Annotated in this window: 18 protein-coding genes; 6 read left to right on the plus strand and 12 right to left on the minus strand. The window is 61.5% G+C overall.

Annotated features, from left to right (window positions below):
• Window positions 1-93: 93 nt before the first annotated feature.
• Window positions 94-768 (plus strand): 7-cyano-7-deazaguanine/7-aminomethyl-7-deazaguanine transporter, encoded by a 675-nt coding sequence (locus OKC28_RS08825; RefSeq protein WP_059111846.1) that lies wholly within the window; start codon window positions 94-96, stop codon window positions 766-768.
• A 270-nt stretch (window positions 769-1,038) separates the two neighbouring features.
• Here OKC28_RS08825 and rraA read toward each other — a convergent pair whose 3' ends face one another.
• Window positions 1,039-1,524 carry a ribonuclease E activity regulator RraA gene (rraA, locus tag OKC28_RS08830; RefSeq protein WP_005318362.1) on the minus strand — a complete coding sequence of 162 codons (486 nt, stop codon included), beginning with the start codon at window positions 1,522-1,524 and terminating at the stop codon, window positions 1,039-1,041.
• A 145-nt stretch (window positions 1,525-1,669) separates the two neighbouring features.
• Here rraA and OKC28_RS08835 point away from each other — a divergent pair, with 145 nt between their 5' ends.
• Window positions 1,670-3,523 (plus strand): methyl-accepting chemotaxis protein, encoded by a 1,854-nt coding sequence (locus OKC28_RS08835; RefSeq protein ID WP_270688767.1) that lies wholly within the window; start codon window positions 1,670-1,672, stop codon window positions 3,521-3,523.
• Window positions 3,524-3,593: 70 nt separating this feature from the next.
• Here the strand turns inward: OKC28_RS08835 and mgtE are convergent, their stop codons facing one another.
• The 6 genes from mgtE to OKC28_RS08870 all read right to left on the minus strand — a co-directional run bounded on the left by mgtE (window position 3,594) and on the right by OKC28_RS08870 (window position 11,642).
• Complete coding sequence (gene mgtE / locus OKC28_RS08840; protein WP_058395131.1) at window positions 3,594-5,018, minus strand: magnesium transporter; 1,425 nt, start codon at window positions 5,016-5,018, stop codon at window positions 3,594-3,596.
• A 150-nt stretch (window positions 5,019-5,168) separates the two neighbouring features.
• Window positions 5,169-6,575 carry a siroheme synthase CysG gene (gene cysG, locus OKC28_RS08845; protein WP_270688770.1) on the minus strand — a complete coding sequence of 469 codons (1,407 nt, stop codon included), beginning with the start codon at window positions 6,573-6,575 and terminating at the stop codon, window positions 5,169-5,171.
• A gap of 12 nt (window positions 6,576-6,587) precedes the next feature.
• The gene (gene nirC, locus OKC28_RS08850) at window positions 6,588-7,400 is read right to left on the minus strand and encodes a nitrite transporter NirC (protein ID WP_270688772.1); all 813 of its coding nucleotides are present in this window, start codon (window positions 7,398-7,400) and stop codon (window positions 6,588-6,590) included.
• A 51-nt stretch (window positions 7,401-7,451) separates the two neighbouring features.
• Window positions 7,452-7,769, minus strand: coding sequence for a nitrite reductase small subunit NirD (nirD, locus tag OKC28_RS08855; RefSeq protein WP_005318375.1), 318 nt, complete (start codon window positions 7,767-7,769; stop codon window positions 7,452-7,454).
• Between the two features lie 106 nt (window positions 7,770-7,875).
• On the minus strand, window positions 7,876-10,422 hold the full coding sequence (gene nirB / locus OKC28_RS08865; protein WP_270688774.1) for a nitrite reductase large subunit NirB: 2,547 nt from the start codon (window positions 10,420-10,422) through the stop codon (window positions 7,876-7,878).
• 299 nt (window positions 10,423-10,721) lie between these two features.
• The gene (locus OKC28_RS08870; RefSeq protein ID WP_219614767.1) at window positions 10,722-11,642 is read right to left on the minus strand and encodes a LysR family transcriptional regulator; all 921 of its coding nucleotides are present in this window, start codon (window positions 11,640-11,642) and stop codon (window positions 10,722-10,724) included.
• A gap of 190 nt (window positions 11,643-11,832) precedes the next feature.
• Here OKC28_RS08870 and OKC28_RS08875 point away from each other — a divergent pair, with 190 nt between their 5' ends.
• Window positions 11,833-13,221 (plus strand): MFS transporter, encoded by a 1,389-nt coding sequence (locus OKC28_RS08875; protein ID WP_270688776.1) that lies wholly within the window; start codon window positions 11,833-11,835, stop codon window positions 13,219-13,221.
• A 73-nt stretch (window positions 13,222-13,294) separates the two neighbouring features.
• Here OKC28_RS08875 and hslU read toward each other — a convergent pair whose 3' ends face one another.
• The 4 genes from hslU to argS all read right to left on the minus strand — a co-directional run bounded on the left by hslU (window position 13,295) and on the right by argS (window position 17,989).
• Entirely contained in the window at window positions 13,295-14,623 is a 1,329-nt protein-coding gene (hslU, locus tag OKC28_RS08880; protein WP_005318386.1) for an HslU--HslV peptidase ATPase subunit, read from the minus strand.
• Window positions 14,624-14,687: 64 nt separating this feature from the next.
• Window positions 14,688-15,221 (minus strand): ATP-dependent protease subunit HslV, encoded by a 534-nt coding sequence (gene hslV, locus OKC28_RS08885; RefSeq protein WP_005318389.1) that lies wholly within the window; start codon window positions 15,219-15,221, stop codon window positions 14,688-14,690.
• Window positions 15,222-15,412: 191 nt separating this feature from the next.
• A complete protein-coding gene (locus tag OKC28_RS08890; protein ID WP_059168219.1) occupies window positions 15,413-16,240 on the minus strand; it encodes an SPOR domain-containing protein in 828 nt (275 codons plus the stop codon).
• A 3-nt stretch (window positions 16,241-16,243) separates the two neighbouring features.
• Window positions 16,244-17,989 carry an arginine--tRNA ligase gene (gene argS, locus OKC28_RS08895; RefSeq protein ID WP_059168218.1) on the minus strand — a complete coding sequence of 582 codons (1,746 nt, stop codon included), beginning with the start codon at window positions 17,987-17,989 and terminating at the stop codon, window positions 16,244-16,246.
• A 313-nt stretch (window positions 17,990-18,302) separates the two neighbouring features.
• Between argS and OKC28_RS08900 the strand changes: the two genes are divergently transcribed.
• From OKC28_RS08900 to OKC28_RS08910, 3 genes are all read left to right on the plus strand, one after another.
• Window positions 18,303-18,869: an LON peptidase substrate-binding domain-containing protein gene (locus OKC28_RS08900; protein WP_021138448.1), complete on the plus strand. Its 567-nt coding sequence runs from the start codon at window positions 18,303-18,305 to the stop codon at window positions 18,867-18,869.
• Between the two features lie 132 nt (window positions 18,870-19,001).
• Complete coding sequence (locus tag OKC28_RS08905) at window positions 19,002-19,571, plus strand: sigma-70 family RNA polymerase sigma factor (protein ID WP_005318397.1); 570 nt, start codon at window positions 19,002-19,004, stop codon at window positions 19,569-19,571.
• Window positions 19,564-20,241 carry a ChrR family anti-sigma-E factor gene (locus tag OKC28_RS08910; protein ID WP_270688784.1) on the plus strand — a complete coding sequence of 226 codons (678 nt, stop codon included), beginning with the start codon at window positions 19,564-19,566 and terminating at the stop codon, window positions 20,239-20,241. The genes OKC28_RS08905 and OKC28_RS08910 overlap by 8 nt, the downstream gene beginning before the upstream one ends.
• Window positions 20,242-20,304: 63 nt before the next feature.
• Here OKC28_RS08910 and bacA read toward each other — a convergent pair whose 3' ends face one another.
• A complete protein-coding gene (bacA, locus tag OKC28_RS08915) occupies window positions 20,305-21,120 on the minus strand; it encodes an undecaprenyl-diphosphate phosphatase (RefSeq protein WP_021141140.1) in 816 nt (271 codons plus the stop codon).
• Window positions 21,121-21,270: the final 150 nt, after the last annotated feature.

Consider the following 21,270-nt stretch of genomic DNA (forward strand, 5'->3'; position numbering starts at 1 on the left):
CTATCAGTTGGGGGGCGTATAATCTCGCCCCTCAATTATCGCCAATGGTGGCGGTATGGGTTCCCTAACCCCATTAACCAAAAAGGTCACAATATGAATTTGACCCCTGCTCAGCACCGCACGGCGCTGGTGCGTCTCTCTTTGTTCCACATCCTGATCATTGCCAGCAGCAACTATCTGGTGCAGCTGCCGATCACCATTTTCGGCTTTCACACCACCTGGGGGGCGTTCAGCTTCCCGTTCATCTTCCTGGCCACCGACCTGACGGTGCGGATCTTCGGTGCCGGTCTGGCACGCAAGATTATCCAGACAGTCATGCTGCCTGCGCTGACGGTGTCCTATGTCCTCTCGGTACTGTTTTTCGAAGGCAGTTTCCAGGGGGTCGGTAATCTGGCCGAGTTCAACCTGTTCGTGGCGCGCATCGCTCTGGCCAGTTTCATGGCCTATCTGGTGGGCCAGTTCATGGATGTGGTGGTGTTCAACCGGCTGCGCCTGCTCAGGGCCTGGTGGGTAGCGCCAGCTGCCTCGACCCTGTTTGGCAATCTGGTGGATACCATCGCCTTCTTCAGCATCGCCTTCTGGCGCAGCACGGATCCCTTCATGGCCGAGCACTGGGTCGAGATCGCCACCGTGGACTATGTATTCAAGCTGCTGATAAGCCTTGGGTTGTTTGTACCGCTCTACGGTGTTTTGCTGCGTTACCTCAGCCGCAAGCTGGTGGGTGAGGCCGGATTGGCCGGTCTGCAAACGGCGACGCGCCAAGCCTGACGAGATTGACCACCCCGGCGGTGGTCAATTTTTTTGCACTTTCGGAAAATAAGGGTTGCTTAGTTAAATGAGAATGATTATTGTTAACTTGTTTTCCGGGAAAGACTTCATTCGTTCCAACGTGATGGACTTCTTGTGAAGGCACGACATTGCTCACATTGCTTCCAGTTATAGGGCCAGTTCTTCTGGCCCTCTTTTTTTGTCTTTTTTCAGCAAGTTTCAGCCATAAAAAATGGGAGCCAAGGCTCCCATCGTCATGTTGATTTCGGCTTACTCGATATCGAGTGCCTCAGGGGAGAGGATCACCCCTGTGGTATCTGCGTAGAGATGATCATCCGGCAGGAAGGTGACGCCACCGAAGTTGACCGGCAGATCCGTCTCCCCCACGTCCTTGCTGTCGGCGCCGACCGGAATGGCCGCCAGTGCCTGGATGCCGATATCCAGATCTTCCAGGATATCGACTTCGCGCACGCACCCATAGCAGACGATCCCTTCCCACTCGTTCTCGGCGGCCGTGGTGGCAATGTCGCTGTCGATCAGGGCACGGCGCATGGAGCCACCGCCATCGATCAGCAGCACGCGACCGACGCCGTTCTCTTTGACGAGCTCACGAATAAGACCGTTTGATTCGAAGCATTTGACCGTGGTGATGACGCCGCCGAAAGAGGCGCGGCCGCCGAAGGAGCAGAGCATGGGTTCGAGCACATCCACCATGTCCTGATAGATGTCGCACAGTTCTGAAGTGTTGTATTCCATTGTGTCAAATCCACCGCTGGAAACAGGTGGAACCAGTATAAGGAGTGGGACTGGCATTTCAATGAATATTCCTTGAACAACAACAGGGATAACGTTTTCTGCATAAGCTCAATGCAGTCCATCCCTTGTTTGTGAGAGGCCCATAGTGTTGATCCGTCATAAATTGATCCTAAATACCGCGCTGGTGGCCGTTGCCATGCTGGTGCTGAGCGCTCTGTTCCTCTACTCCAGCCAGGTAAGCCGCCACCTGGCTGAAGCCCAACGCAATGTGGACGGGCTCGAAATCGCCATGTTGAACCTGCGGCGTGCCGAGAAAGACTTCCTGATCCGCAAGGATCTGACCTTTGTCGAACGCTTCAATAAAGAGTTGGCGGATTTCCACACCCTCAACCGGACTCTGAGCACAGATGACAACATCAGTGTCGTGCACGGTGAGCTGGCCAGGCTGGATCAGCAGATGGGGCTCTATGGCAAGGCCTTCAACGATCTGGTGACCCAACAGCAGACGATCGGGTTGGGGCCGGAAGATGGGCTTTATGGCCGCTTGAGAGCGGCGGTGCATCAGGTTGAAGAGGGGCTCAAACAGCTGGATCAGCAAGGGCTGCTCATCACTATGCTGCAACTGAGACGGGCGGAGAAAGACTTCATGCTGCGCTCCGACATCCAGTATCTGGAGCGTTTCCAGACCCTGCACAAGAGCTTCCAGGATAATCTGGCAGCATTGCCGGAGGCTGACCGTGGCAAGCTGGAGCAGGCCAGCCAGCAGTACCGGCAGGACTTCGTTGCCCTGGTGCAGGGGATGCAGGTGCTGGGACTGAAAGAGGATGAGGGACTGCGCAACCAGATGCGGGATCTGGTGCATCAGACCGAGCAGGGCTTTGCGGCTGTCGGCCAGCATATCGCCGACGAGCTGGTACGGCAGACCTCCCGCCTCAACAGTCTGATGCTGGTGTGTGGCGGAGTGATCATAGTGCTGATTGGCGTCATGAGCGTACTGCTGGGCCGCAGCATAGACAGACCCATCTCGCGGGTGAATGACACAGTCAATCGCATCCGTCAGGACAATGACCTGCGCCTCAGGATTGAGTTGAAAGGGGCTGACGAGATGGCCCAGCTGGCGGGTAATCTGGACGTGATGCTGGGCGGCTTTCGCCATCTCATCGGCGACGTGAAGCAGAGCGTGCATACCCTGACCGAGGCGGCGGATCACCTCTCCAGCAACGTCAGGCGCACGAGCGAAGGGGCGTCAAAGCAGTTGCAGGAGACAGATCAGGTGGCGACGGCTTCCACCGAGATGGGCTCCACCATAGAGGAGATAGCACGCAACACAGAGCAGGCTGCCAACAATGCCCAGGCGACCAACATCAAGGCGATGGAGGGGCGCACTGCGGTCGAAAACACGGTTCGCCAGATCCGCTCGCTGGCGGGCAATCTGGAGAGCTCCTCCCGCGAGGTGGCCCAGTTGCAGAAAGAGAGCGAGACCATAGGCTCTGTGCTGGACGTGATCCGCGGCATTGCCGAGCAGACCAACCTGCTGGCCCTCAATGCGGCCATAGAAGCGGCGCGGGCGGGAGATCAGGGCCGTGGCTTTGCGGTGGTGGCAGACGAAGTACGCAGCCTCGCTATCCGTACCCAGAAGTCGACCCAGGAGATCGCCGGCATCATCAGCTCGCTGCAAAAACAGACTGGCAGCATAGTGGGCATGATGGCAACCTGCCGGGAACAGGGCAACAGCAGCTCGGAGCAGGCCAGCACGGCGGGTGATCTGCTGGGACAGATCACTCAGGATGTCACTCACATCATGGACATGAGCACCCAGATCGCCGCCGCCATCGAGCAGCAGAGCCTGGTGGCCAACGAGGTGAATCGCAACGTGACCAACATCCGTGATATCGCCCAGGAGTCGAGTCTGATGGCGGAGGAGAATGCCAAGTCCAGCCATGGGTTGACCGAGCAGGCCAAGCTGCTCCACCAGGCGGTGGCCAAGTACCGGGTGTAGCTGCCTGCACCGGGGGGGATAGTCAAAGGGAGCCATAGTGGCTCCCTTTGTTGTTTGAGGCTGGGTGTTCCTAGATGAGGAACAGGGTGGCCAACCCGAGGAAGATGAAGAAGCCGCCGGTATCCGTGATGGCGGTGATCATCACACTGGCACCTATTGCGGGATCCCGGCCGAGACGGGTCATGGTCATGGGAATGATGACCCCCATCAGGGCGGCGACCAGCAGGTTGATCATCATGGCCAGTGTCATCACGGCACCCAGCGCCGGATCCTGATAGAGCAGATAGGTCGCGACCCCCATGGTGCCGCCCCACACCAGGCCGTTGACGAGGGCTACCCCCAGCTCACGCCACAGCAGGAAGGAGATGTTGCCCGCCTGGATATGCTGCAGTGCCAGTGCTCGGACTATCATGGTGATGGTCTGGTTGCCGGTGTTGCCACCTATCCCCGCGACTATGGGCATCAGGGCCGCCAGCGCCACCAGTTGCGAGATGGTGTGTTCGAACAGACCTATGACCCGTGACGCCACGAAGGCGGTACAGAGGTTGATGGCGAGCCAGGCCCAGCGGGTCTTGACCGCCTTGCTGACCGGGGCGAACAGGTCTTCATCCTCGCTGATCCCCCCCATGCGGCGCAGGTCTGTGTCACTCTCTTCATACACCAGGTCCACCACCTCGGCGACGGTGAGGCGACCCATCAGCTTGCCCTTGGCATCCACCACGGCCGCGGAAATCAGGTCATCCCGCTCGAAGGTTCGGGCCGCCGCTTCATCGTTGTCTTCCGGGTCGAAGGTAACAGGATCCCGCTCCATGACGTTGGCGACCAGGGTATCCGGTTTGTGCAGCAGCAAAGTGGTGAGGGGCAGCTCCCCCTGCAGGCGGTTGCGCCTGTCGATGACGAACAGTTTGTCGGTGTTGACGGGGATCTTGCCGCGCAGGCGCAGGTAGCGCTGCACTGTCGCCAGGCTCACCTCGGCTCGCACCGTGATGATCTCGAAGTCCATCATGGCGCCGACAGTGTGCTTGCCATAGCGGATCACGTCCCGTACCCGTTCGCGCTGGGGCGGGGCCATGGAGGTGAGCAGGCGGCCCATCAGGTTGCGAGGCAGGTACTGGCCCAGATAGATCTGATCGTCGATATCAAGGGAGCGCAGTGCATGTAGCAGCGCCTTGTCGCTCATGCCGTTGATGAGGCTGTCCCACACAGTCTCCGATGCCTCGACCAGGATCTGGCCATGCTTCTCTTCATTCACCAGCTGCCACAGCGCGTGCCGCTCGTCCGGCGGCAGGGATTCCAGGGTATCGGCGACGTCGGCGGCGGGCAGTCGGTTCACCAGACGGATTATTTCGCCAGTCTGGTCGCGCTGCGCCGCATCCTGTGCCGACTGGGGGTCGAGCAGGCTGTCGGTGAGGGCATCGTCGGCCAGCAGCAGGGTGAGGATGCGCCTTCTGTCTTTTTCACGCTGTTTGGCGCTGTTCTTGACGGGGTGAGACATGAAACGGAATTCCTGAAATCGGTTGGCCGGATGACCTCCCCATAGGATACCAGACTCAAAACAGGAGGTTATGACCATGAGTGCCGTCAGACGTCATAAAAAACCGCCGCCATGATGGCGGCGGTCTGAATGGACTGGCAGATAGCGGGTTCAGGCCAGTGCGGCGGCTTGCATCCCATGGTTGGTCTGACCGAACCAGGCGAGCTTGTCGGCCAGGGTTACCACGGAGCCCACCATGATAAGAGCGGGACTCTCGACCCCGACGGCCAGCTCCGGCAGCTGGTCGAGGGTGCCGCGGATGACCCGCTGACGAGGCTGGGTGCCCCGCTCGATCAGCGCCACCGGCGTTGTGCCCGCCTTGCCGTGAGCCGTCAGCTTCTGGCGTATGGTGGCGCACGATGAGAGTCCCATGTAAAACACCAGCGTCTGTTGATCCCGAGCCAGCAGGGGCCAGTCCAGATCCCGGGTGCCACCCTTGCCGTGCGCGGTGACGAAGCGCACGCTCTGGGCGTGATCGCGATGGGTGAGAGGAATGCCCGCATAGGCCGCGCAGCCGCTCGCAGCCGTGATCCCCGGTACCACCTGGAAGCCCACGCCGCTGCCGACCAGCGTCTCCAGCTCCTCGCCGCCCCGGCCGAAGATGAAGGGATCGCCCCCCTTGAGCCGCACCACCCGTTGCCCCTTGCTGGCTTCTTCCAGCAACAGCTGGTTGATGCCCTCCTGGGGAACGCAGTGGTTGCCCGCCTGCTTGCCGACGAAGATACGCCTGGCATCGCGGCGCACCAGCGCCATCACCTCATCGGAGACCAGCCGGTCATAGACCACCAGGTCCGCCTGTTGCATGTGGCGCAGGGCGTGCAGGGTGAGCAGACCGGGATCCCCCGGGCCTGCGCCCACCAGGATCACTTCCCCCTTGGCACCTGCATCCTCGGCAAACAGAGCGTCGGCCAGCTGGTTGGCCGATTCCTTGTCACCCCGTGCCAGCGCCTGACCGAGCCGGTCTGCACCAAGCAGCCGCTCCCAGAACTGGCGCCTCTCTCCCATGCTGGCGAAGCGGGCCTTGACCCTATCACGCAGGCCGCCGGCGAAAACCGCCATGGCGCCCAGATGCTGGGGCAGCAGGGCCTCGAGTTTTTCGCGTAGCAAGCGGGCCAGCACCGGGGCCTTGCCGCCGGAGGAGATGGCCACCATCAGCGGCGATCTGTCTATGATCGACGGCATTATGAAGCTGGATCGTTTGGGGTCGTCCACCACGTTGGCGAAGATGCCCGCCTGGTTGGCGCTCTGGTAGACCAGCGCATTGACTTCATGCCTGTCGGTGGCGGCCACCACCAGCCACTTGCCCGTCAGCTGCGCCGGCTCGAACTCGGCAGCCAGCCAGTCGATCGTCCCGCTGGCGGCAAGGGCTGCCAGCTCGGGGTCGAGCACGGGAGAGACCACTGTCAGCCGGGCGCCGGCGTCCAGCAGCAGGCGCGCCTTGCGCTCTGCGACTTCGCCGCCGCCAACCAGCAGCACGGGTTTGTTGTCGAGTCGGCAAAAGATGGGCAAGTAGTCCATGGGGCCTCCGGATCAGGCGGTTTGGGTCTGGCTGGCGGTGGCGTTGGCGTCTGTCACTGCGACCGGACGATCCGCTTTCGGGGTGGCATACCAGTAGCCCAGCCCCATGAAGAGGGCGCCGGAGACGGTATTGCCGAGGGTCACCCACAGCAGGTTGTGGCCTATGCCGCCCAGGGTGTAGGCCTCGGAATGGGCACCGAACCAGGAGAGGGCGAACAGGGTCATGTTGGCGACCGAGTGCTCGTAGCCGGAGGCGATGAAGGCCAGCAGGCACCACCAGATGGCGATGAACTTGGCGGCACCCTCGGTGCGCAGTGCCATCCAGATGGCGAGGCAGACCAGCCAGTTGCAAAGCACCCCTTTCATGAACAGGGTCAGGGCCGGTGCCTGGGTCTTGGCCAGCGCCACCTTGTGGACCAGGCTGCCCGCATCCGGCAGCAGGCTGCCGCCGTAGGAGTAGATCAGCGCCACTGCTATGGAGCCGAGCAGGTTGCCAGCCCAGGTCTGGGGCAGGATGCGCAGCAGGTCGCCCATGGTGATCTTGCCCGTCTTCACCCCGAAGGTGAGGAACATGGTATGGCCGGTGAACAGCTCGGAGCCGGCGATGATGACCAGGGTCAGGGCGATGCCGAAGGTGGCTCCCATCACCAGAGGGCGAATGCTGGGGTCGACCAGATTGCCGAGAGTGAAGATAAGGATGATGCCCAGGCCCACATAGGCCCCCGCCATGGCGGAGCTGAGCCAGAAGCCCAGCTTGTCGCTGCGCTCGAAGCGGTTGATGCGGGCCGCGTTGGCGGCGCACTTGTTGATGGTGTCGGTATACATAGGTGTTCTCTTTAAGGGAGCCGCCCGCGGGCAGCCCCGATATTCATGGAGTTAAACGGCGACCCAGACTTGCTGATCGCGTACCTCTACGGCATAGGAGGCAATCGACATGGCCGGATTCTCGAAGCAGTGGCCATCGCTCAGGCGAAAGCGCTGCTTCTTGAGCGGGCTGGCAACCCAGAGCGCGCCCTCGTGTTCGCAGATCAGACCCCGCGACAGCACGTTGGCGGCGAAGAAGGGGTCCCGGTTGTCGATGGCGAACACCTCGGCCGCCGCGCTCGGGCGGAACAGGGCGATCTGACGCCCCTCGATCAGAGCGCAGACGCCGGTTCCCGGCAGGATGTCGTTGAGTTGGCAGGCGAATTTCATGATTGAACCTCCACATCGAGCGAAACAGGCATATTCTGGCGCCCTTCCAGCAGGGCACAGACGCCAGTGCCTGGAAAAATCTCATTGAGCTGACAGGCTAATTTCATCACTTTGCCTCCACTTCGATCTGGTAGACGGGAATGCGCTCCGCCGGAGTGGCGGGCCTGTGCTGATCGCGCTCGCTGACGAACTGCACGTCCGGGTCACGCTTGCCGCTGTTGATGAAGTGGCTGAAGCGCTTGAGCTGCTCCTCTTCATTCAGGGTGCGGGACCACTCGCACTCGTAGCTGTCGATCAGCACCTGGATGTCGCGCTCCAGGGTGGCATTCAGTCCCAGCTTGTCGTCGACTATCACCTCGCGCAGGTAGTCGACACCCCCTTCCAGGTTGCCGAGCCAGACCGAGGTGCGCTGCAGCTTGTCGGCGCTGGTGACGTAGAACATCATGAAGCGGTCGATCAGCTTGATGAGGGTCTCTCTATCAAGGTCGGAGGCCAGCAGGTCGGCGTGGCGCGGTTTCATGCCGCCGTTGCCGCCCACATAGAGGTTCCAGCCCGCGTCGGTGGCGATAATGCCGACGTCCTTGCCCTGGGCCTCCGCACATTCGCGGGTACAGCCGGAGACACCGAACTTCATCTTGTGGGGGGTGCGAATGCCCTTGTAGCGGTTCTCGAGGAAGACCCCGAGGCCGACGCTGTCCTGCACGCCGAAGCGGCACCAGGTACTGCCGACACAGGTTTTGGCCATGCGCAGCGCCTTGGCGTAGGCCTGACCTGTCTCGAAGCCCGCGGCCAGCAATTTCCGCCAGATGGCGGGCAGATCATCTTTTTGGGCACCGAACAGGCCGATGCGCTGGGCACCGGTGATCTTGGTGTAGAGCTTGTAGTCGCGGGCCACTTCGGCCACCGCCAGCAGGCCTTCCGGGGTCACTTCACCACCGGCCATGCGCGGGATGACGGAGTAGCTGCCGTCCTTTTGCATGTTGCCGAGGAAGATGTCGTTGGTGTCCTGCAACTGGGTGTTGAGCGGGCTCAGCACATAGCCATTCCAGCAGGAGGCAAGGATGGAGCCGACCGTGGGCTTGCACACCTCGCAGCCATAGCCGTGTCCGTGTCTGGCCAGCAGCTCGTCGAAGCTCTTGATCCCTTCCACCTTGACCAGATGGAACAGCTCCTGACGGGAGTGGGGGAAGTGGGCGCAGAGGTGGTTGTTGACCTCTATGCCCTGCTTCACCAGCTCGGCGTTGAGCACCTGGCTGATGAGCGGCACGCAGCCGCCGCAGCCGGTACCGGCCTTGGTGTGCTGCTTGATGGCGGCCAGGGTGGTGTGGCCCTCGGCGACTGCCTGGGCTATGTCGCCCTTGGAGACGTCGAAGCAGGAGCAGATCTGGGCGGTGGACGGCAGGGCATCCACCCCCAGGGTGGGTTTGGCACCAGCATAGGCGGGCAGGATCAGGGTATCCGGGTGGGCGGGCAGCGGCATGGCGTTGAGCATCAGCTGCAGCAGGTTGCCGTAGTCATCCACATCGCCAACCAGCACGGCGCCGAGCAGGCGACTGTTGTCTTCGCTCACCACGATACGCTTGTAGACGCCGGCCTGATCGTCCTGGAATACATAGCTGTGGCTGCCGGGCGTGCGGCCATGGGCATCGCCGATGGAACCGACGGAGACGCCGAGCAGCTTGAGCTTGGCACTCATGTCCGCCCCTTCGAAGCGGCTGTCGCCACCGAGCAGGTGGTCGACCGTGATCTGGGCCATCTTGTAGCCGGGGGCCACCAGGCCGAAGAAGCGACCTTGCCAGGCGGCGCACTCGCCGATGGCATAGATGTCGGGATCCGAGGTGAGGCAGTGATCGTCGACAGCTACGCCGCCGCGCTCGGCTATGGCCAGTTCGCAATAACGGCCGAGGGTGTCCTGCGGGCGTATGCCGGTGGAGAAGACCACCACATCTACTTCAAGCGTGCTGCCGTCGGCAAAGGCGAGGCGATGCCGGGCGTCACGACCGCCGTGCATCAGGATCTCGCTGGTGCTCTTGCTGGTGTGAACCTGCACCCCCATGGATTCGATCTTGCGGCGCAGCAGCTGGCCACCCTGACCGTCGAGCTGCTCCGCCATCAAGACCGGGGCAAATTCCACCACATGGGTCTCGAGGCCCAGTGCCTTGAGGGCGCCGGCCGCTTCCAGGCCGAGCAGGCCGCCCCCAATGACAACACCGCTCTTGCCGCTCCTGGCGGCGCTGCGGATGGCTTTCAGATCCTCTATGGTGCGATAGACGAAGCACTCGTGGTGCTGACTGCCCGCTATGGGCGGCACCCAGGGGTAGGAGCCGGTGGCCAGCACCAGCTTGTCGTACACGACCACAGTGCCCTTGTTGGAATGCACTTCGCGGGCCGCCCTGTCGATTTTTTTCACCGCTTCGCCGAGCAGCAGGCGGATGCCGTGCTTCTCGTAAAAACCGGGTTTGACGAGGGAGAGATCTTCGCTGGTGTGGTGGGAAAAGTAGGAGGAGAGATGGACACGATCGTAGGCGGGACGCGGTTCTGCACCGAAGACGGTGATCTCGAACCGGTCCGGATCGGCCCGCTCGATCAACTCTTCGATGAAGCGGTGCCCCACCATGCCGTTCCCTATGACGGCCAGCCTGACTTTGCTCATGATTGCCTCTAGTTTGGAGTAATAAAACATCATTCTGAGGCTAGGCTACCCAGTCGCAGGGACGGGACGATTGATGCAAATCAAGTGTCTATTTATATATCTCCTCAGGGGTAATTCGATACAATTCAAAGATATACATAAATAGGTATACCAGTGGTGCATTCTGGGCTTTGGCTGTCACGGGGCAAGGGGGCAAGAGGGGGAGCCCGTCTGGCCAGGCATAATGAAAGAAAACACCTCGACAGAGGTGCTTTCACTGTGTGGCATCTGGTTGGTGCGGCGGATTATGGCGGCGCAGATCACCGCTCTTTCGGAGTGGCCTGATAGGGGGCGCGGGCGCAGGTTTCGCGGATGACGGTGCGCAACCAGCGGTGGGCCGGATCGGCGTCCAGCCGCGGGTGCCAGAGCAGGGCCAGGGTGATCCCGGGCAGGGGAAAGGGCAGGGGCAGAGTCACCAGATCGGCGTGCAGGGAGGCGCAGTGCAGGGCTGGCACAGTCGCGACCAGATCGCTGCCCCGCACCAGCGCCAGCGCAGTGGCAAACCCCGGCACCAGGGTGGCGATGGCACGCTCCAGTTTCAGGGCGGCGAGCGCCTCGTCGACAGGGCCGTGCTCCTGCCCGCGCCGCGACACCAGCACATGGCGGGCGGCGGCATAGCGGGCGGCGGTCAGGGGCTCCTCGCACAGTGGATGGCCCGGCCGTACCACGGCGACGAAGCGATCCTGAAACAGCGCCTGGGTGCGCAGCTCGGGCGCCGTATTGGTGCCGATCACGCCGGTTTCAAAATCCAGCTCACCGCTGCGCAGGGGCTGACTCTCCTTGTCGGGCTTGGCCATGAAATGCAGCCGCACCCCGGGCGCCTCGGCGGCGAGCCGCGCCAGCAGGGCCGCCCCGACACTCTCCACGAAACCGTCGCTGGATCTGAGACGAAAGGTGCGTACTAGGTGGGCCGGATCTATCTCCTGCTGGGGGCGCAGTACGGCCTCGGCCTCCTGCACCAGCTGGCTGACCCGCTCGCGCAGGGCCAGCGCGCGTGGTGTTGGCACCAGCCCCCGGCCCGCGCGCACCAGCAGCGGATCCCCCGTGGTGTCACGCAGGCGGGCCAGTGCCCGGCTCATGGCGGAGGGGCTGAGTTTCAGCCGCCTGGCCGCCCCGGCTACGCTGCCTTCATCGAGCAGCGCATCCAGGGTCAGCAGCAGATTGAAATCGGGGGTGGTCATGGTCGTGCCCTCGCCGAGCCGGGTGTTAGGGGTGACCAACCTGATGGCGGTCGGTTGGATTCATCATACGCGAGAATCCGGCTCTTCATATGGCGTGTCGTGCAGCTATAAGTTGCAAGCCGTGCGTCTTCCGCCAGATACACGCTCTGACTAGCCTTGTCGGCATCATAGTTCGCCGGAGGTCATGCCCATGTCACATTCCATCACAATCCCGACGCCTTTTGCCCGCCGTGTTGGCCTGCTGGCGCTCGGTCTTGCCACCCTGTTGCCCATGCTGGCGGGGAGCATGGCCAACATGGTACTGCCCGCGTTGGGGCAGGTGTTTGCCGTCCCCTTTGCCAGCGTGCAATGGGTACTGGTGGCCTATCTGCTGGGGATTACCTGCCTGACAGTGGTGGCTGGCAGGCTTGGGGACAGGTTTGGCCGCCGGCGTTTGCTGCTCTGGGGCATGGCGTTGTTCGCATTGGCGTCCCTGCTGTGCGCCCTGGCTCCCACCATGGGTTGGCTGATCGCGGCGCGCGTCCTGCAGGGAGCCGGTGCTGCCTGCATGCTCTCTCTGGCGCTCGCCATGGTGGGGCAGCTGGTGCCACCAGAGCGGCGTGGCTGGAGCATGGGACTGCTCGGTACCCTGTCGGCCTGCGGCACAGCCCTTGGCCCCTCGTTCGGCAGCCTCTTGATCGGGGCGTTTGGCTGGCAGGCTCCCTTTCTGTTGCTGGTGCCCGTCAGCCTGCTGGCACTGGGGGCCGGTATGCTGGGTCTGCCACCTGAGGGCGCTTTGCCACAAAGAGAGAGGGTGAACCTGGCGAGTCTGTCGATGCTGGTGATGGCGCTGCTTTGCTACGGGCTGGCGCTGACCTCGGGAGGGACTTTGGCGCTGGGGTTGTGGGCGGGGGCTCTGCTTGTCACTGCACTGTTCATTCGCCGCGAGCGCCTCGACCCCTCTCCCCTGTTGCCACTGGTGCTGTTGGCCGAACCCAGGCTCAGGGGCGGCTTGCTCGCCAGTGCCCTGGTGGCCAGCGTCATGGTGGTGACATTGCTGATCGGCCCCTTTTACCTGCGCGGCGTGTTTGACCTCGATATGGCGACGGTCGGGCTCATGATCTCGGGGGGACCCCTGCTGGCCGCCTTGACGGGTATGCCTGCCGGCTGGCTGGTGGACAGGTTTGGCGTGCTATGGGTCGTTCGGCTGGGGTTGGCTGTCATGGTGATAGCAGCCCTTGGACTGGCAACCCTGACGGCGGGATATGGTCCGCTCGGCTATCTGTTGCCCATACTGCTGCTGACGGCCGGTTATGCATTGTTCCAGACCGCCAACAACAGTGCCGTGGTCGGTAGGGCGAGTGAGCAGGCACGGGGGGCAGTAGCGGGCTTGTTGACCCTGTCGCGCAATCTGGGTCAGCTGACGGGAGCAGCCGGGCTCGGTGGCCTGTTTGCCACTCTGGTGGGGACGCACAATCTGAGCATGGCCATGTCGACCGATCTGGTGTTCGGTACTCAGGTTACCTTTGCCTTGACCGGCCTGCTCACAGGGTTGGCGCTATGGCTGGTGGGGCGCAGACGAGAGGAGGCGCTGGCGTAAGGATCATGAGACACAAAAAAGACGCCTCCATAGTGGAGGCGTCCAGAATAGTCAGTGCTGTGCCGAGACTCGCTTACAGGATAAAGCGGCTCAGGTCCTCATCTTCAATCAACTTGCCGAGGTGAGCGTTGACGTAGTCGGTGTCGATCACGAAGGTCTCGCCGGACTTCTCGGAGGCATCGAAGGAGATGTCTTCCATCAGTCGTTCCATCACGGTATGCAGGCGACGGGCACCTATGTTCTCGGTGCGCTCGTTGACCTGCCAGGCCGCTTCGGCCAGACGACGGATGCCATCCTTGGTGAACTCGATATTGACCCCTTCGGTGGCCATCAGCGCCTTGTACTGATCGGTCAGGGAGGCGTTCGGCTCGGTCAGGATGCGCTCGAAGTCATCTGTGGTGAGCGCGGTCAGCTCGACCCGGATCGGCAGACGACCCTGCAGCTCGGGGATGAGATCCGACGGGCGGGCGACCTGGAAGGCGCCGGAGGCGACAAACAAGATGTGGTCGGTTTTGACCATGCCGTGCTTGGTGTTGACGGTACAGCCTTCCACCAGCGGCAACAGGTCGCGCTGTACCCCTTCACGGGAAACGTCCGGGCCCGAGCTCTCGCCGCGTTTGCAGATCTTGTCGATCTCGTCGAGGAAGACGATGCCGTTGTTCTCGACCGCCGCTATGGCTTTTTGCTTCAGCTCTTCCGGGTTGACCAGACGAGCGGCTTCCTCTTCGATCAACGCCTTCATGGCCTCTTTGACCTTGATCTTGCGCTTTTTCTTCTGGTTCTGGCCCAGGTTCTGGAACAGCCCCTGCAGCTGGTTGGCCATCTCTTCCATGCCCGGCGGTGTCATGATCTCGACGCCCATCGGGGAGGCTGAGAGCTCCAGTTCGATCTCCTTGTCATCCAGCTGACCTTCCCGCAGTTTCTTGCGGAAGATCTGGCGGGTGTTGGAGTTGTCGGCTTTCTCTTCCTCACCCCAGGTGTTGCGCGGGTTGGGCAGCAGGGCGTCGAGGATGCGCTCTTCGGCGGCCTCCTCGGCGCGGTATTTCATCTTCTCCATCTCGGTCTCGCGCACCAGCTTGATGGCGACGTCGGTCAGGTCACGGATGATGCTGTCCACTTCCTTGCCCACATAACCCACCTCGGTGAACTTGGTCGCTTCCACCTTGATGAAGGGCGCGTTAGCCAGCTTGGCCAGACGACGGGCGATCTCGGTCTTGCCGACACCGGTAGGGCCTATCATAAGGATGTTTTTCGGGGTCACTTCATGGCGCATCTCTTCACCGAGCTGCATCCGGCGCCAGCGGTTGCGCAGGGCAACGGCGACGGCGCGTTTGGCATCGGCCTGACCAATGATGTGTCGGTCCAGCTCGTGAACGATTTCTCTCGGGGTCATCTCGGACATGATGGCATTCCTGTATCCGGGGCGGGCAGGGCCCACCCCTTCGAAAATGGGTTACTTGGCTGGCTTATTTAGCTGAATAATCCAGCACTTCTATGGTGTGGTTGCCGTTGGTGAAGACGCAGATGTCGCCCGCAATCTTGAGGGACTTCTCGACTATGGTTTTGGCATCCAGCTCGGTGTTTTCCAGCAGGGCGATGGCCGCGGACTGGGCGAAGTTGCCGCCCGAGCCGATGGCGATAAGATCCTGCTCCGGCTGCACCACGTCACCGTTGCCGGTGATGATGAAGGATTTGTGTTCGTCGGCGACCGCCAGCAAGGCTTCGAGACGGCGCAGGGCGCGATCGGTGCGCCAGTCTTTGGCCAGCGCCACGGCGGCGCGCTCCAGATTACCCTGATGGGCCTGCAGTTTGGCTTCGAAGCGTTCGAGCAGAGTGAAGGCATCGGCAGTACCGCCAGCGAAACCCGCCAGCACCTTGCCGTTATAGAGACGATGAACCTTGCGGGCATTGCCCTTCATGACGGTGTTGCCGAGGGATACCTGGCCATCACCACCGATCACGACCTGACCGTTGCGGCGAACTGAAACTATGGTAGTCACTTTACTTACCTCGCTTGAGCCGAATAACGGCCTGACTGTGCATGGCAAGAAAGATGGGGATGCCCGACTGGCTTTTCAACCCTGGGGGAGTATCCGAAGCGGGTCGACCTCTATCGAGACTCGGTGGCACAGAAAGGAGAAAGGGCCGAGTCTGTCGACCCGGCCCTTTCTCAAGGTTCCCCTGACAGGGTTCACCCCTTCTTGGGGATGCAACCGCTGATGCCAGCGCTTTGCAGCTTGCGGTTGGCCGCATCTGTGGCTGCCTTGCCACTGAAGGGACCCACCATCACCTTGTAGACGGCACCACCGGCCCCGTTGACAACTTGCAGGCTGGAGGAGAGCCCGGCGGTGAAGGCGATACGGGCCTTGAGCGATTCGGCAGAATCCTGCGAACGCAGGGCGGCGCACTGCATCATGTAGCGTCCGCTGTCGTCCCCCGTGGCTGCCGCAACTTGTGGTTTGGGCGCAGCGGCCCGCTCACGTTCCAGTTCTGCACGGATCTCCCGCTCCATCCGCTCCCGGTCCGCCTGACGATCGATCACCTGCTCCTGGGCGCTGGCCACAGGGGCGGGTTTGGCCGGTTGAACCGGTTGCGGCTTGTAGGGCTGCACCTGACCAATGGGCGTACCCGGTTGGGGGATGTCGGTCGGCACCGGCTGCGGCAGTTTCTCCGGCTGCAGGGTGAGCGTCTCCGCCGGTGGTGGCGGCAACACACCCGGCTGGGGAGGTGGCGCTATGACATCGACCTGCTTGTTTTCAAGCCGTTCGATATAGCTCCACTTCTCCTGGGGCAGACCATTGTTCTGCGTTTTGGGCTTGTTGGCCTTGACCTGTTCTTCAATGGTGGGGGCATCGCTGCCCTTGCCATTGATCATGTAAAGGAAGCCGCCGAAACCCGCCAGCAGCGCCCCGGCCAGCAGTGCCGGGATAACAGGAAAGCGGCGAGGTGCCGCTTTCTTGGTGTTACGACCACCGGCCCGTCTTCTCGGGCTGTTGCCGACGTAATCCCGGGTTGCCATCTATTACATGCGCTCCAGGGTATGAATGCCCAGCACGCCCAGACCCAGTTTCAGGACCTTGGCAGTGGCGGCGCACAGCAGCAGGCGGCTCTGGCGGGTGGCTTCATCGACGCCATCCTTGTTGATCGGACAGGCTTCGTAGAAGGTCATGAAGTTGCCTGACAGCTCGTACAGATAGGTACAGAGCAGGTGTGGCATGCCTTTGTCGGCAACGCCGTTGACCGCGTCGGAGAACTGGATCAGCTTCTGGGCCAGTACCTCTTCCGCCTCTTCGTTCAGGGTCACGTTGCCAATAAGCGTGCTGGCATCGATGTTGGCTTTGCGGAAGATGGACTGGATGCGGGTGTAGGCATACTGCAGATAGGGCGCAGTGTTGCCTTCAAACGACAGCATCATGTCCCAGTCGAAGATGTAGTCTGTGGTGCGGTTCTTGGAGAGGTCCGCATACTTGACCGCGCCCATGGCGATGGCGTTGACCACGTTGGCCTTCTCTTCGGCAGAGAGGTCGCTGTTGCGGCTCTCCAGCAGGGCGGCGGCGCGCTCTTCCGCTTCATTGAGCAGGTCAACCAGCTTGACGGTACCACCGGAGCGGGTCTTGTAGGGACGGCCATCCTTGCCCAGCATCATGCCGAAGGCGTGGTGCTCGAGCGGTACGGATTCCGGTACATAGCCCGCCTTGCGGGTGATGGTCCAGGCCTGCATCAGATGCTGGTGCTGACGGGAGTCGATGAAATACATGACCCGGTCGGCGCCCAGGGTTTCATAACGGTATTTGGCACAGGCGATGTCGGTGGTGGTGTAGAGGAAACCGCCATCGCTCTTCTGGATGATGACGCCCATGGGCTCGCCATCCTTGTTCTTGAATTCGTCCAGGAAGACAACGGTGGCGCCTTCGCTCTCGACCGCCAGCCCTTTGGCTTTCAGGTCGGTGACGATTTGGGGCAGCATGTCGTTGTACATGGACTCGCCCATGATGTCCTTGTTGGTCAGGGAGACATTCAGGCGGTCGTAGTTGATCTGGTTCTGTTCCATGGTCATGTCGACCAGCTTCTTCCACATGGTGCGGCAGTACTCATCGCCACCTTGCAGCTTGACCACGTAGTTGCGCGCACGCTCGGCGAAGGCTTCGTCTTCGTCGTAGCAACGCTTGGCCTGGGTGTAAAAGGCTTCCAGATCCTTGAGCGCCATGTCGCTGGCGTGCTCGTTGGCCATCTTCTCCAGATAGGCGATCAGCATGCCGAACTGGGTACCCCAGTCACCAATGTGGTTGGCGCGCACAACCTTATGGCCGAGGAACTCCAGAGCACGAGCGGCCACATCACCGAGCACGGTAGAGCGGATGTGGTGCACCGCCATCTCTTTGGCGACGTTCGGCGCCGAGTAGTCCACCACCACGGTTTGCGGCGTCGGCAGCTTCACGTTGGCGTTGGCGCTGGTCACCATGGCCTCGACCTGGCCGGCCAGCCAGCGCTGGTCGAAGAAGAAGTTGATGAAGCCGGGACCGGCGATCTCGACCTTAGCGATCAGATCCGAGGCGGGCAGGTTTTCAATGATGGCAGCGGCCAGCTCACGGGGATTCTTGCGGGCCGGTTTGGCCAGCAGCATGGCCAGGTTGGTGGCCAGGTCACCGTGAGCCTTCTCCTTGCATCGGTCTACTTGCACCCGGGCTTCCAGGTCCGCCGGCAAGACGCCTGCTGACTTGAGATTGGCTACCGTTTGTTCAAGTAGATGATGAATATGCTCTTTCATAACTGACCACCAAGGTTGCGCGTCGAAAAATGACTGATATATAAGGGCGTGAATTTTACCCGCATCGGCCCGAGAAAACTATAGGGACGGCCCGCCAGAGTTGGTCGGGCGGATATTTCACTGCATTTGCCACCACTATCCAGAATATTCACTGGGATAAGCGGTGCTTATCCATTTCTACTGCATATCGAATCGGGTTGTCCAGGCTATTTTCCCCTGATTGTTAAGGGTTTTTCTATTCCAACTGGCACTCAATGATCTGCTCTGGTGCGGCCGTCGTATCAAGAAGCATCTCCAACAGAGGAATAACCTGATGAAACTGGCGCTGTTTCCCCTCTCGGCTCACTTGCTGCCCGGTGGCATCATGCCGCTGCGCATCTTCGAGCCCAGATACCAGCGCATGATCGCCGAGGCGGGAGATCAGGGCTTTGTGCTCTGCATGCTCGACCCCCGTCAGCCCGATGCGCTGCGCAACATGTACCCCATTGCTACCCGGGTGCGAATAGTCGATTTCGATCAACTGCCGGACGGTCTGCTGGGCATTACAGTGCTCGGCATGGAACGGGTCAGGATCGTCGATCTGTGGCAGGAGTCCGACGGGCTGAGAGTCGGCGAGGTGGAACTGCTGCCGCTCTGGCAGACAGGACGGCTCAATGCCGACCAGCACTCCCTGGTCAGTGCATTGCAGGAGGTGTTCAACGACTACCCGGAGTATGCGGCGCTCTACCACAACCCCGACTGGGATGATGCCAGCTGGGTGGCCCAGCGCTGGCTGGAGGTGTTGCCCATTCCCGTGGAGCAGAAGCAGTGGCTGCTGGCGGCGGAGAACAACCTGCCCGCCCTTTCCCTGCTGAGCGGCCTGCTGGTTGCCACTCATTGAGCGCGAATGTGCGACCCAGGGGTGATCCTTTTTCCGCGTCAGGCGTAATGGTGATGACCACAACATTCAAGGTATGGCGCAATGGCATATACTGGCCAACCCCAATCGACTCTGCGCAGGATATCGCCCCCCATGGACAATCCAGATGGCGATCTGAAGTCTCTTCTCATCCGGGTGGCCGAACATGCCGACAAGGCCGCGTTTGCCACTCTGTTCACTCACTTTGCGCCGCGCATTCGCAGCTACGGCCTGCGTCACCTCGGCAGCGAGGCCAACGCCATGGAACTGGTACAGGAGACCATGCTGCTGGTGTGGCAGAAGGCTCGTCTCTACCATCCCGAGAAGGGGGCACCAACCACCTGGATCTACACCGTCATGCGCAACCAGAGCTTCGACATGCTGCGCCGCCGCCGCGCCAGCAAGGAGGATCTCTGCGCCGAGGAGTTGTGGCCCATGCTGGAGTTCAGAGCGGAAGAGGAGCATCTGAGCGGTGGTGAGGATGCGGTGCTGACCCGCCAGATGGCGCACTATCTTGCCACCCTGCCGGAACCGCAACAGCAGGTGGTGCGCGGCATCTATCTGCAGGAGTTCTCCCAGCAGGAGCTGGCGGAGCGACTCGGCGTGCCCCTTGGCACCATCAAATCCCGCCTCAGACTGGCATTACAGAAATTGAAAGAGCAAGTGGAGCAAGGCCATGATTAAAACCCATCCGACTCACGCCATGTTGCGCGACTTCGCTGCCGACGAGCTGCCCCTGCCGCTGGCCGTCGGTGTCTCTGCCCATTGTGAGCTCTGCCCCGAGTGTGCTGCCAGTCTGCGAGCCTGCGAAGAGGAACTGGCTCGCCAGTATCTGGAGCCGACCGAGCAGCCAGCCGAGGTGAGCGAGCCCATGCCAGCCGGACTCGATGCCGTACTGGCCGGCATATTGCAGCAGCCAGTGGCCAGCCAGGCCGAGCTCGGCCAACCGGCGCCGTCCACCCCCGAATTGCAGGTAGCCGGCCATTCATACCGCCTGCCTAGGGTGCTTGCCCGTCACCATGCCCCCAAGTGGCGCCACATCGGTGCCATTCGCCAGCACAGTTTGCCGCTGGACGAGATGGGGGCCCGCGCCAGTCTGTTTCACATCGAGGCCGGTGGTCGCATCCCCGAGCACACCCATCAGGGTTATGAGCTGACCCTGTTGCTGGCGGGCAACATGCAGGATGGTGACACCTGCTATCAGGCGGGGGACTTCATCTGGCGCGATGCCAGCCATGCCCACAGCCCGCATACGCCGGATGGTTGCCTCTGCTACACGGTGCAGGATGCGCCGGTCCAGTTCACCAAGGGACTGTCGCGGCTGCTCAACGGCATCACCCATCGTCTCTATTGAGGTGGGGCAGCAATAGAAAAAGGGACCGAAAGGTCCCTTTTTCATTCGGCTATTTGCCTGTCATCAGGCAACAAACACCAGGTAGACGGCGAAGGCTACGATGAAGCGGTATATGGCGAACGGGATGAAGTCGAGGCGACGGATCAGCGCCAGGAAGGTCTTGATGGCAATCATGGCGACCACGAAGGCAGTGATGAACCCCACCGCAAACATGGGAAAGTCGGCCATGGAGAGGAGGTCGCGGCTCTTGTAGAGATCCAGCCCGCTTGCCGCCACCATCATGGGCACCGCCAGAATGAAGGAGAACTCGGCAGCCGCCTGACGGCTGATCCCCATCAGCATGCCGCCGCTGATGGTGGCACCGGAGCGGGAGAAACCGGGCCAGAGCGCCAGACACTGGAACAGACCTATGCCGAACGCCTGCTTGTAGCTGATGTCATCCAGGGTCTCGGAGCGTACCGCCGGACGAAACTTCTCGGCGATGATCAGCAAGATGCCGCCGGCAACCAGGGCGTACATCACGGTTTCCGGTCCGAACAGGTTGGCCTTGATCCAGCTGTGAATCCCCAAGCCGATGATCACGGCGGGCAGCATGCCGAGGATGATGTGCACCAGGGAGAGGGTGGCGTGATCCTGAGGTGGTTTCTGGCCAAAGTGGATGCCAATCAAGCCAAACAGGCGGCGCCAGAAGACGGCCACGACAGCGAGAATGGAGCCCATCTGGATCACCACTTCGAAGGTGGCGGCCTTGGGCCCTTCGAAGCCCAGCAGGTGGCCGACGATGATCATGTGGCCGGTCGAGGAAACGGGCAGAAACTCGGTCAGGCCCTCTACTATGCCCAGCACAAAGGCGACAAACAGGGCGTAAGACTCTGTCATGGTTCAGATCTCTTGGTTGATTGGTCCGGATAAGGTCAACCCCGAGCTGGGTCGGGGTGGCCAATGATGGAGGAAAACCGGGCAGGCAACCAGAAAATATTGGGGCGCTGTGAGGGGCTGTCGTCATACAGGGTTGCCAGATCCCACCCT

The organism is Aeromonas sp. D3, from assembly GCF_027705025.1.
Taxonomy (GTDB): domain Bacteria; phylum Pseudomonadota; class Gammaproteobacteria; order Enterobacterales; family Aeromonadaceae; genus Aeromonas; species Aeromonas salmonicida.